This is a genomic window from Pseudonocardia kongjuensis, assembly GCF_039526905.1.
Classification (GTDB): Bacteria; Actinomycetota; Actinomycetes; order Mycobacteriales; family Pseudonocardiaceae; genus Pseudonocardia; species Pseudonocardia kongjuensis.
On record NZ_BAAAJK010000021.1, the window covers coordinates 39,851 to 51,602 of the forward strand.

The 11,752-nt window shown below is 74.1% G+C and carries 12 protein-coding genes; 8 read left to right on the top strand and 4 right to left on the bottom strand.

What is annotated here, in order from left to right; all coding sequences use genetic code 11:
- The 3 genes from ABD160_RS19765 to ABD160_RS19775 form a co-directional block, all read right to left on the bottom strand.
- Nucleotides 1-633, bottom strand: a complete 633-nt coding sequence (locus ABD160_RS19765; RefSeq protein WP_344024594.1) for a MerR family transcriptional regulator — start codon at nucleotides 631-633, stop codon at nucleotides 1-3.
- Between the two features lie 10 nt (nucleotides 634-643).
- On the bottom strand, nucleotides 644-1,195 hold the full coding sequence (locus ABD160_RS19770) for an ATP-dependent Clp protease proteolytic subunit (RefSeq protein WP_344024596.1): 552 nt from the start codon (nucleotides 1,193-1,195) through the stop codon (nucleotides 644-646).
- Between the two features lie 82 nt (nucleotides 1,196-1,277).
- Entirely contained in the window at nucleotides 1,278-2,369 is a 1,092-nt protein-coding gene (locus ABD160_RS19775) for a sigma-70 family RNA polymerase sigma factor (protein ID WP_344024598.1), read from the bottom strand.
- A gap of 207 nt (nucleotides 2,370-2,576) precedes the next feature.
- On the opposite strand from ABD160_RS19775, the gene mftR reads away from it, so the two are divergent.
- Complete coding sequence (mftR, locus tag ABD160_RS19780) at nucleotides 2,577-3,215, top strand: mycofactocin system transcriptional regulator (protein ID WP_344024600.1); 639 nt, start codon at nucleotides 2,577-2,579, stop codon at nucleotides 3,213-3,215.
- Nucleotides 3,216-3,288: 73 nt separating this feature from the next.
- Here mftR and ABD160_RS19785 read toward each other — a convergent pair whose 3' ends face one another.
- Nucleotides 3,289-3,972: a hypothetical protein gene (locus ABD160_RS19785; protein ID WP_344024602.1), complete on the bottom strand. Its 684-nt coding sequence runs from the start codon at nucleotides 3,970-3,972 to the stop codon at nucleotides 3,289-3,291.
- 668 nt (nucleotides 3,973-4,640) lie between these two features.
- Here ABD160_RS19785 and ABD160_RS19790 point away from each other — a divergent pair.
- From ABD160_RS19790 to lon, 7 genes are all read left to right on the top strand, one after another.
- Complete coding sequence (locus tag ABD160_RS19790; RefSeq protein WP_068796724.1) at nucleotides 4,641-4,844, top strand: cold-shock protein; 204 nt, start codon at nucleotides 4,641-4,643, stop codon at nucleotides 4,842-4,844.
- A gap of 351 nt (nucleotides 4,845-5,195) precedes the next feature.
- A complete protein-coding gene (locus tag ABD160_RS19795; protein ID WP_344024608.1) occupies nucleotides 5,196-5,705 on the top strand; it encodes a bifunctional DNA primase/polymerase in 510 nt (169 codons plus the stop codon).
- A gap of 328 nt (nucleotides 5,706-6,033) precedes the next feature.
- A complete protein-coding gene (locus ABD160_RS19800) occupies nucleotides 6,034-7,380 on the top strand; it encodes a DUF445 domain-containing protein (protein WP_425563637.1) in 1,347 nt (448 codons plus the stop codon).
- A gap of 155 nt (nucleotides 7,381-7,535) precedes the next feature.
- The gene (locus ABD160_RS19805) at nucleotides 7,536-8,072 is read left to right on the top strand and encodes a helix-turn-helix domain-containing protein (protein ID WP_344024609.1); all 537 of its coding nucleotides are present in this window, start codon (nucleotides 7,536-7,538) and stop codon (nucleotides 8,070-8,072) included.
- Nucleotides 8,073-8,077: 5 nt separating this feature from the next.
- On the top strand, nucleotides 8,078-8,806 hold the full coding sequence (locus ABD160_RS19810) for a hypothetical protein (RefSeq protein WP_344024611.1): 729 nt from the start codon (nucleotides 8,078-8,080) through the stop codon (nucleotides 8,804-8,806).
- A 165-nt stretch (nucleotides 8,807-8,971) separates the two neighbouring features.
- Nucleotides 8,972-9,280 (top strand): DUF2516 family protein, encoded by a 309-nt coding sequence (locus ABD160_RS19815; RefSeq protein ID WP_344024613.1) that lies wholly within the window; start codon nucleotides 8,972-8,974, stop codon nucleotides 9,278-9,280.
- Nucleotides 9,281-9,347: 67 nt separating this feature from the next.
- Entirely contained in the window at nucleotides 9,348-11,678 is a 2,331-nt protein-coding gene (lon, locus tag ABD160_RS19820; RefSeq protein WP_344024615.1) for an endopeptidase La, read from the top strand.
- Nucleotides 11,679-11,752: the final 74 nt, after the last annotated feature.

Below are 11,752 nucleotides of genomic sequence, written 5' to 3' on the forward strand. Positions count from 1 at the left end.
TCAGATGCCGGCGGCGGGGTAGCGGCTCGACGAGTGGCTCTCCTGCGCGATCCGGCGCAGCGCGGCGATCAGCGCGTCGCCCAGCACCGTCGCCACCAGTGCGGTCTCCGCGACGCCCTCCCGGTCGGCGACCCGCCCGACGGCATCCAGGTCCGCCTCGCCGATCCGGTCGGCCGCCTCCGCCCATCGCTGCAGGGTGTCCGCGTCCGGCGGGTGGCCGAGCTCGTGCATCCGGGCGAGCACGCTGCGGGCCCCGGCGAGCGCGGGCGCCCGGTCCGAGACCCGCCAGCCGAGGTGCGCGGTGAGGGCGCGCACGTCGGCCTCCGCGCGCTCGGCGAACGCGCCGCCGCCGTCGCCGGTCCCGGTGACCGCGTACACGGTGCGCCCGAGCATCCGGTGCAGCCCGGTGTCCGGGTCGTCGACGGCGGCCAGCACGTCCCGGACGACGGCGATGGGCAGCCCGCCGACCTCGACGAGTGCCCGGATCAGCCGGAGCCGCCGCAGGTGCGACTCGTCGTAGCGGGCCTGGTTGGGCGAGGTGGTCTCGCCGCGGTGCAGCAGGCCCTCGCGGAGGTAGTACTTGATGGTCGCGACCGGGACCTCGGACGACCGGGACAGCTCTGACACGCGCACCTGCGGAAGCTTAGCTATCCGATCCGCGGACGTGATCGGCGAGCCCGAACGTCACCGCCTCGGTCGCGCTCAGCCAGCGCGACCGGGCGTCGTCGGGCAGCGGCGCGCCGCAGTACCGCTCGGTGAGCGCGTCGATCTCCTCCCGCCGGTGGGCCAGATGATCCGCGCGGACCCGGACGTCGCCCGGATGCGCGCCCCGGACCTGCCCCGCCGCGTCCCAGGCCGAGGGCAGCAGCGCGGCGTGCGGCAGCGCGTACCGCTTGCCGGGAGTGCCGGCCGCGACCAGGAACGGCACCGGCCCGGCGATCGAGCCCACCGCGACGGTGACCACGTCGACGCCGAGGGTCCGGATCGTGTCGTGCACGGCCATCGCGGCCACCGGGGAGCCGCCGGGGGAGAGCAGGTGCAGGGTGACGTCGCGCCGCGGGTCCTCCGCGGCGAGCAGCAGCAGCCGGGCGCACGTCTCCGCGGCGACCTCGTCGTCGAGCTCGCGGGACAGCAGCACGATCCGGGCGCCGAGGAGCCGCTCGGCGGGATCGGACGGGGCGGACAGGAACGGCATCGGGACCTCCGGACTCGGGCCCGTCGCCGATCGGCGGGCCCGTCCGCGACGCTAGGCCCGCCCGGTGCGCCCCGGCCGCCGATTACGCCGTCGGCGGAACGGTTCCTCCCCCCGCGATCCCGGCCGTCTTCGGCTCCCACAGCTCCGGCCGGTCCGCCAGCGCGAGCGGCAGCCCGAAGTAGGCGAACAGTTCGGTGTTGAGGAAGATGCTCAGCCCGGTGACGGCGCCGCCCTCGATCCGCAGCGCGGTGATGCCCCACGCCTGGAACTCGCCGTTCGGCCCGGAGGGCTTCCACTGGGCGAACCCGACCGTGCCGTTGATCTCCACCGGGGCGACCCGCGATCCGCGGCAGGCCTGGCCGGGGCCGGTCGCCATCCAGGCGACCACGTCGTCCCGGCCGCGGAACCACAGCTCCAGCGGCGGCATGTTCTGCTCGACGTCGGCGTGCAGCAGCGCGGTCAGCGCCTCCATGTCGAACGCCTCGAACGCCGCCATGTAGCGCATCAGCAGCTCGGTCTGCGCCGGATCGACGACCGGGGTGGTGCCCGGTGCGGCCTCGGAGACGCCCTGGTCGGCCAGCGTCGCGCGGGCCCGCTGCAGGGCGCTGTTCACCGACGCGACCGAGGTGTCGAGCAGCTCGGCGACCTCGGCGGCGCGCCAGCAGAGCACCTCGCGCAGGATCAGGACGACCCGCTGGCGGGCGGGCAGGTGCTGCAGCGCCGCGACGAAGGCGAGCCGGATCGTCTCCTTCGCGATCGCCTTGTCGGCCGGGTCGCCCGCCGGGGTGGAGACCCGCGCGTCCGGCATCGGCTCCAGCCACTCGGAGTCCGGGAGCGGCTCGCGCAGCGACCCGGCCACCGGCGCCCCCGGGCCGCCGAGGTCCATCGGCACGGCCCGCCGCTTGCGGCCGTTCAGCGCGTCGATGCAGACGTTCGTGGCGATCCGGTACAGCCAGGACCGCAGCGAGGACCGCCCGTCGAACCTGGCCAGGCCCTTCCAGGCGCGGACCATGGTGTCCTGCACCGCGTCCTCCGCCTCGAAGGCGGACCCGAGCATCCGGTAGCAGTAGCCGGTCAGCTCCCGCCGGTAGTCCTCGATCTGCTGGTCGAGCGGTCTCGGATCGGTCTCCTCGGCGCTTCCCGCGTTGCTGCCTGCCCTGGCGGGTGCGGTCATCGGTTCCCCCTCGCGACGTCCCCGGACGGGGTGGGCCGGGGCGGTCCCGGTCCGTGTCGAGGCGAGTGTGCTCCTGCCCACCGACAGTGTGGAGGCCCTTTCCGGCGAACGGCGCCCCCGAGCGGTGTCCGAACGTGCGGTGCGGGAGCCGTGGGATGATCGGTGCAGCGTTGGTGTGGACGGGCGGGAGGCGCGGGGATGTCGGCGTTGACCGGGAACAGCCGGGACGACACGGACGGTTCCGGCGGGGTGTCGCCGCTGCGGAGGGCCGGTCGGCGGCCGGTCACCTCCCGGTACGAGATCGAGCACATCGCCCTCGAGATGTTCAGCGACCACGGCTTCGAGCACACCACGGTCGACGACGTCGCGATCGCGGCCGGGATCGGCCGGCGCACCTTCTTCCGCTACTACGCCTCGAAGAACGACGTCGCCTGGGGAGCGTTCGACGAGCAGCTGGTCCGGATGCGCGCGGTCCTCGCCGCCCAGCCGGCCGATCTGCCGGTGCTCGAGGGCATCCGGCGGGCGGTGCTGGAGTTCAACCACGTCGAGCCGGCCGAGCAGCCGTGGCACCGCAGACGGCTGCGGCTGATCCTCGGCACGCCCGCGCTGCAGGCCCATTCCACGCTGCGCTACGCCGCGTGGCGTGAGGTGGTGGCCGATCACGTCGCCCAGCGCCGGGGCGAGCCGGCGTCGGCCCTCGTCCCGCAGAGCGTCGGGCACGCCTGCCTGGGGGTCTGCCTCGCCGCCTACGAGCGCTGGCTCGCCGACGACGGCACCGAGCTGTCCGAGCTGCTCGACAGCGTCTTCCGGTCGCTGATCGGGGGCTGGTCCGCCGACCTGGGGTGACCGCACGCCCCGACGGCGTCCCCCGGGGCCCGGGGGACGCCGTCGAACGGCAGTGGATCGCCGGCGGATCGACTCAGCGGGCGCTGCCGAACAGCCGCTCCCACAGGCTCGGGGTGGCGGTGGCCCCCGGCGCGGCCTCGGGACCGGCGTCGGCCTCCTCCGGCGCGCCCGGGACCGCCGGGACGGCCGGATCGGCGGGCGCAGCCGGGACGCCCGGGACGGCCGGCGCGGCCGGGACGCCCGGAACGGCCGGGGCCGCCGGGACCGCGGGGGCGGCGGGCACAGCGGGCGCGGCAGGCGCAGCGGGCACGGCGGGCACAGCGGGCTCGACCGGCGGCTCCGGGACCTCCTGGGCCGGGACCTCCCCGGCCACGGCGTCCTCCGCCGGGGCGGCCGGGACCGCGGGAACGGCCGGTGCCGCAGGAACGGCCGGGGCGGCCGGCAGCGCGGGGGCGGCGGGAACGGCCGGTGCGGCGGGCACCGCCGGGACCGCGGGCGCGGCCGGGACCGGTGCCTCGGCCGGCACCTGTACGTCGGCCGGCACCGCCGGCACCGCGGGGGTGACCGGGGCCGGATCGACCGGGACCGGCGCGGTGGTCCCACCACCGAACAGGGTGTTGAACAACCGGTCCAGCGGGCCGTCGCCGGCGGACTGTTCCGGCGCGGCGGCCGTGAGGGCGACCGGCTGGGCGGAGGCACGCGTGGGCTCGGCCGCGCCGGCCGCGCCGGCGCCGTACACACCCAGGGTGCCGATCATGAGGGTCAGGGCGACGGAAGCGGTGACTCGGGATCGCACGTTCTCTCCAGTTCGCGGGCTGTTGCTGTGCTGAGGGACGGCGCAGAGCTTGTAGTCACCGGCCGTCGTCCACCAGTGACCCGTTCGTGGCCACACCCGCCACGGGAGTCCCGGCGGTCACACAGCGAGCGGATCGGACTGCAATGCGCCCGGAACGGGCGACCCCGGACGGGGTGCCGGAGCGCCCGCGGCCGGATCGGACCCCGTCCGGTCACCCGGTCCGGGGGGTCGACGGCCCGGCTGCTCACCCGTCGGCGTGGAATGGCGTTCGTGCTCACCCGTTCGGGACGCAGGTGACCGGGTGTGCCCGGAAATCCGGGACACCGTCACGCATCGTGTCGCCCGGTGCGACGGGTGGGACGTCGGAGACGTGCGGGGAGCGTGTGGTGTGCGGCTGGTGTCCCGAGGGTGTCCCGCGGGGCCCGCCCGGCGGATCGGCACCGGGTGGTCCGGGCCGTGATAGCCTGCGCGCGGTTGCAGTCGTTCTTCCCCGATCGCCGTGAAGCGTCCGTGTGAAGTTGTGACGGTGGGCTTCGCCGGTGATGCGGATGTGTCTCCGACGTGGCCCGCGCGACCTCCGGCCCTCGCAGTGAGGGACCGGAACCGCTCCATCTGAGAAGGACACAGCTATGCCGCAGGGCACCGTCAAGTGGTTCAACGCCGAGAAGGGCTTCGGCTTCATCGCCACCGACGACGAGGGACCGGACGTTTTCGTCCACTACTCCGCGATCGAGGCCAACGGCTTCCGGAGCCTGGAGGAGAACCAGCGGGTCGACTTCCAGGCCAGCCAGGGCAAGAAGGGCCCGCAGGCCGACTCGGTCCGCGTGATCTGATCTTCCTTGCGGGGCACGTCCCCGCTCGTGTGTGAACCGGCGGCGCCGGCACCCCTCGGGTGCCGGCGCCGTCGCACGTTCCGGGTGCCGCTCCGGCGGACGGCACGGCGACCGGTGTGGCGGCGGGCGTCGCCCGGGTTGCCACCGCCCGTCCGATCGCTCGGGCCGGTCACCTGCCGTTCACCGGCGCCCTCGCCGCCGTGCGGTCGGGGTGAACCCGCTCGTCTCGCCGTCGCGCGTGCTCGCCGCGGACCACTCGCGAGCACGTCACTCTTACCCGCATCCTGGTGTTGCACTTCACAGATGCGGCACCACGGTGGTGCCGCGGCAAGCGGAAGGAAGTGGATCCCGATGTCCTGGTGGGACAGCTACCGAGCCGTCTACGGCGCGGAGCTGCGGGCTGCCGCACGCGAGTACGTCGACCACGGCTGGCCCCTCGTGCCGGGGCCGGGAGCCGAGGTGCTGCTCGCCACCGGCGAGTCGATCGACGTCATCGAGGTGCCCGCCGAGGTCGGCCGCAGGGTCTGCCGCACGCTGCGGGAGGCCGGTGAGGTCGTGCCCGTCGCGGCGACCCCGCAGGGCACCTGGTGGTTCCCGATGACGCCGCGGCACGCGCTGCCCGCAGAGCTCAGCCTGCACACCGACGTCGTGCTGCACACCGACGGCATCGGCGTGGTCGCCCCGCCGACCGAGCGGCCGGACGGCTGGGTCCAGTGGCGCGTCGCGCCGGCGCGGGTCGGGTACCGGGTGCCCGACGCGTCCGTCGTCGTCGAGGCGGTCGTCGATGCCATCCGTTCGCACGGCACGGCCGGCGCCGATGCGGAGCAGACCCCCGCGACCGGGGTCGCCCTGCGGCGCTGACCGCACCCGGTACGGACCGGCCTGATCACCTGCCGGCCCGTACCTCCGGCGCACCGTCCGCCCGAACCCGTCCCGTTGCCGCCCGGTGTCATGCCGGGTGCCGGGGCCGGCCGGACGCTGCGCGCCGGTAGTGGCGCCCGGGGGAGCACTTCTCCCCCGCGCGCGGAGCCCGCACCGCGGGCGCCGCCGAGCAGCCGCTCCACCGGCCTCGGCCGGGTCCGGCGGGGACAGCCCCCGGACCCGGCCGGCCCCACCCCCGGGTATTCCCCGAGATCGCCCCCGGTGTACCCCGAGTCCGGCTGTCGGTGCCGCGGGGCACTATGGGGACGTGCAGACCTCGAGCGCGCCGGAGCGCCCCGCCCCGGCTCCGACCTCGCCGCGGGACCGGAACGTCGGGTCGGTGCCCTCGGCGCCGCTCGGCGGCTTCGGGCCCGGCGACGAGCAGAAGCGGCGTGACCTGCGCCGGATGAAGGCCGTCGCGACCGGGTTCCTGGTCGGGGCCACGATCGTCTTCTTCATCGCCAAGTACCTGGAGTCCGTCCAGGGGCTGCCCTGGGCGGCGTACGTGCGGGCCAGCGCCGAGGCGGGCATGGTCGGCGCACTGGCCGACTGGTTCGCCGTCACCGCGCTGTTCCGGCATCCGCTGCGGATCCCGATCCCGCACACCGCGATCATCCCGCGCAAGAAGGACATGATCGGTGACAGCCTCGGCGACTTCGTCGGCGAGAACTTCCTGTCCGAGGCGGTCGTCCGGGACAAGCTGGAGCGGGTCGGCGTCGCCGAGCAGGTGGGGCTCTGGATCGGCGAGCAGCGCAACGCCGACCGGGTCACCACCGAGCTGGTGACCGCCGCCCGCGCCGTGGTCACCGTGCTGCGCGACGAGGACGTGCAGAACGTCATCGAGACGGTCGCCGTCCGCAAGCTGATGGAGATCCCGGTCGGCCCGCCGCTGGGCAAGGCACTGGAGGGCGTGCTGACCGACGGCGCGCACCGCCGCCTGGTCGATCTCGTCTGCGACCGGGCCTACGACTGGGTCGCCGACAACCAGGAGATGGTGCTGCGGGTCGTGCACGAGCGGGCGCCGTCGTGGACCCCCCGGTTCGTCGACGACATGGTGGCCGACAAGCTCTTCGCCGAGATCCGCGGCTACGCCTGGGGCGTCAAGACCGACCCGGAGCACCCGCTGCGGCACGCCGTGGACCGCTATCTCGCCGAGTTCGCGCGCGACCTGCAGAGCGACCCGGCCACGATGGACCGGGCCGAGCAGGTCAAGCGCCAGGTCGTCGAGCACCCCGAGGTGCAGCACTTCATCGGGCGGGCCTGGACGGTCGTCAAGGGCATGGTGCTCGACGCCGCCGACGACCCGTCCAACGAGCTGCGGCTGCGGGTCCGGGACGGGCTGATGGCGTTCGGCAGGCGGCTCGGCCGCGACGCCGAGCTGAGCGGCAAGCTCGACGGCTGGATGGCCGACGCCGCCTGCTACGTCGTCCGGCACTACCGGTCCCAGATCACCACGCTGATCACCGAGACGGTCGCGAAGTGGGACGCCGAGGAGACCTCCCGCAAGATCGAGCTCCAGGTGGGCCGGGACCTGCAGTGGATCCGGATCAACGGCACCGTCGTCGGTGCGCTGGCCGGGCTGGTCATCCACACCGTCGGCGAGCTCGTGTTCTGAGCCCGCTCGGCGTCATTCCGGCGTCATCCCGTTGCCATCGGGTAGTCACGAACGTGTCGCACGCCACGTGACCAGCGCTAGCACTCCGCTTGCAGGAGCTAGCACCGGCGCGTAGCGTCGGTGACGGCAACGAGGAGAGATCGGAGGTGGCGCCGATGGGCACCAGACCGGACCCCGCACCGGGACCGGCCGGTGGGTCCAGGCCCTCCACCGAACCGTCCGAGCGCGTCGGCCAGGCTGTCGAACAGGTCGGCCAGGTCGTCGGCCAGGCACAGCAGGTGGTCGGGCACGCGGTGGAGGACATCGGGTCCTACATCCGCGCCCAGCGCGAGGCCGCACAGGTCTCGATGCGCCAGCTGGCCCGCACGGCGGGGGTGAGCAACCCCTACCTGAGCCAGGTCGAGCGCGGACTGCGCAAGCCGTCCGCGGAGATCCTGCAGCAGCTCGCCAAGGGCCTGCGGATCTCGGCCGAGGCGCTGTACGTGCGCGCCGGGATCCTCGAGGAGAGGCCCGCCGGCAAGGTCACCGACGCCGTGCTCACCGATCCGACCCTCACCGAGCGGCAGAAGCGCGTGCTGCTCGATGTCTACGAGTCGTTCCGCAGGGAGAACGGTCTCACCGGCAGCGCCGCCGGCAGCACTACCGACGGCGCCGCCAGCGCTGCCGACACACCGACAGAGACGAGGAAGTGATCACCATGGCCGTGAACCTCCCGACCAGTGCCGACGTGAAGAAGCTGCGCGAGCAGACCGCCGAGCAGGCCGAGGTCGTCCGCACCCCGCTGCTCGCCGTGCTGGGCGCCGGCGACTACGCCTACACCACCGTGACCAAGGCCGTCGCCGACGTCCGGTCCACCGCGACCAAGCGGGCCGAGGAGGTCCAGGGTCGCGTGCAGGAGCTGCCGGAGGACCTCAAGGAGCTGCGCGGCAAGCTCAGCTCCGAGAACCTGCGCAAGCAGGTCGAGGAGTTCCGCGCCCAGGCCGAGGACGTCTACGTCGGCTTCGCCCAGCGCGGCGAGAAGGCCTGGGGCAAGATCCGCAAGCAGCCGCAGGTCAAGCAGGCCTTCGCGACCGTCGAGGACCTCACCGAGAAGTTCGACGCGCGGGTCGACGAGTTCGTCGACGAGACCCACGACGCCGCCGAGAAGGCCCTGGAGACGGTGACCACGCAGACCCGCTCGGTCGGCGAGAAGGTCGCGCGTCGCACCCAGGCCGTGGCCGGCCAGGCCGCCGAGGCCGTCACCGAGGTCTCCAAGGACGCCGCCGAGGCGATCGAGGAGGCGGGGGACGAGGTCGCCGGCACCACCCGGTCCACCACCCGCAAGGCCGCGGCGAAGACCGACCCGAAGACCAACACCGGTGCGCGCACCGCGGCGGCCCGCAAGCCGGCCACCCGGCGCAGCACCACCGGCACCACCAAGAAGTGACACCCGCCGGACGTCCCGCCCGGTGCGCAGTACCGACCGCCCCCGCCGGCCTCCCGCCGGCGGGGGCGGTCCGCCGTCCGGCCCCGGTGCGGCCGAGGGGTGCGCGACGCATCGCCGACGCGGAGCCCGCGTGACCGGCGACCGGACTGCCCGTACTCTGGCCGCGTGGAACTGCTGTACGTCCTCGACCAGTGGATCGTCTTCGCCCTGAAGATCGTCGCGCTCCCGGTGGGTGGCTACGCGTTCCTGCACGCCCTGCGTCAGCGCGCCGACGCCTTCACCGCGGCCGGGAAGCTCACCAAGAACGCCTGGCTGGGCATCACCGGCGTCGGCCTGCTGCTGCTGATCATCACCGGCGGCCCGATGTACGGCGGCGCGATGTTCTGGCTGGCGGCGATGGTGGCCGTGCTGGTCTACATCGTCGACGTCAAGCCCGCGGTGGTCGAGGTGCAGGGCGGCGGCCCACGCTGGTGAGGCGTCCCGCGCGTTCGCCGTGAGCGGACAGCGGATGGGGTGCAACGGTGTAAGCGTTGGCACGGTCATGAGTGATGTGCTGACCCTCCCCGTCCTGCCCCTCGACGACGCGGTCGTGCTGCCCGGCATGGTCGTCCCGGTCCGCCTCGACGCTCCCGACACGCGCGCCGCCGTGGACGCGGCCGGCGCAGGCGGGCGGGAGAACGACGACGGGAGACGGGTGCTCGTCGTCCCCCGGATCGACGGCCGCTACGGCTCCGTCGGCGTCGTCGCCGTGCTCGAGCAGATCGGCAGGCTCCCCAACGGCGACCAGGCCGCCGTCGTGCGCGGCGAGCGCCGCGCCCGGATCGGCAGCGGCGTCGGCGGGCCCGGTGCCGCGCTGTGGGTGGAGGCCGAGCCGCTGACCGAGGCCGAGCCGACCGGGCGCACCCACGAGCTCGCCAAGGAGTACAAGGCGCTGGTCGTCGGCATCCTGCAGCAGCGGGGCGCCTGGCAGGTCATCGACTCGGTGCAGCAGACCTCCGATCCCGGCCTGCTCGCCGACCTGGCCGGATGGGCGTCCTGGCTGGACGTCGCGCACAAGGCCGAGCTGCTCGCCGAGACCGACGTGACCGTGCGGCTGGAGAAGCTCCTGGAGTGGACGAAGGAGCACGTCGCCGAGCAGGAGGTCTCCGAGAAGATCTCGAACGACGTCCGCGAGGGCATGGAGCGCCAGCAGCGCGAGTTCCTGCTGCGCCAGCAGCTCGCCGCGATCCGCAAGGAGCTCGGCGAGGGCGACCCGGACGCCGCCGACGACGACTACCGCGCCAAGGTCGAGGCCGCCGACCTGCCGGAGAACGTCCGCAAGGCCGCGCTGACCGAGGTCGGCAAGCTGGAGCGGGCCTCCGACCAGAGCCCCGAGTCCGGATGGATCCGGACCTGGCTCGACACCGTCCTCGACATCCCGTGGACCACCACCACGACCGACTCCGACGACCTCGTCGAGGCGCGCCGGATCCTGGACGCCGACCACGCCGGCCTCGACGACGTCAAGGAGCGGCTGATCGAGTTCCTGGCCGTCCGGTCCCGGCGTACCCGCAAGGGCCTGGACACCGTGGGCGGGCGCGGCTCCGGCGCCGTGCTGTCCCTGGTCGGCCCGCCCGGCGTCGGCAAGACGTCGCTGGGGGAGTCGGTGGCCCGCTCGCTCGGCCGGAAGTTCGTCCGGGTCGCGCTCGGCGGCGTCCGGGACGAGGCGGAGATCCGCGGGCACCGGCGCACCTACGTCGGCGCGCTGCCCGGCCGCATCGTCCGGGCCATCCGGGAGGCCGGGTCGATGAACCCGGTCGTGCTGCTCGACGAGATCGACAAGGTCGGCAGCGACTTCCGGGGTGACCCGACCGCGGCCCTGCTGGAGGTGCTGGACCCGGCGCAGAACCACACGTTCCGGGACCACTACCTGGAGGTCGATCTCGACCTGTCGAACGTGCTGTTCCTGGCCACCGCGAACGACGGCTCGGCGATCCCCGGGCCGCTCGCCGACCGGATGGAGGTCGTGACGCTCGACGGCTACACCGAGCCGGAGAAGGTCGCGATCGCCCGTGACCACCTGCTCCCGCGGCAGATCACCTCGGCCGGGCTGGAGCCGGACGACGTCGAGTTCACCGACGTCGCGCTGTCCATGATCGCCGCCGAGTACACCCGGGAGGCCGGCGTCCGCCAGCTGGAGCGCGGCCTGGCGAAGGTGCTCCGGAAGGTCGCCGTCGAGCTGGACGGCGGCGCCGAGGGCCCGGTCACGGTCGACGCCAACTCGCTCGTCGGCTACCTCGGCCGGCCGAGGTTCACGCCGGAGACCGCGGAGCGCACCTCGGTCCCCGGGGTCGCGACCGGACTGGCCGTCACCGGTGCCGGTGGGGACGTGCTGTTCATCGAGGCGACCGCGATGGACGGCGAGCCCGGCCTGCAGATCACCGGGCAGCTCGGTGAGGTGATGACCGAGTCCGTCTCGATCGCGCTGTCCTACCTGCGGTCGAAGGGGCTCGCCGGGGACCTGGCGCAGCGCAAGCTGCACGTGCACGTCCCGGCCGGCGCCGTCCCGAAGGACGGCCCGTCCGCGGGCGTCACGATGACCACGGCGCTCGCCTCGCTCGCCTCCGGGCGGCCGGTCCGCAGCTCGGTCGGGATGACCGGCGAGGTCACCCTGCAGGGCAAGGTCCTGCCGATCGGCGGGGTGAAGCAGAAGCTGCTCGCCGCGCACCGGGCCGGGCTGACCGACGTGATCATCCCGAAGCGCAACGAGCCCGACCTGGACGACGTGCCGGAGTCGGTGCGCGGTGAGCTGCGGGTGCACCCGGTCGCCGACGTCGCCGAGGTCCTGGAGATCGCCCTGGAGCCGGTGGTCGCGGAGCAGCGCGCCGCCTGACCCGCGCCCGAGCGCCCGTCCCGCACCCGCGGGGCGGGCGCTCTGCGTCTCGCGGCCCCCCCCGCGCCCCGCCC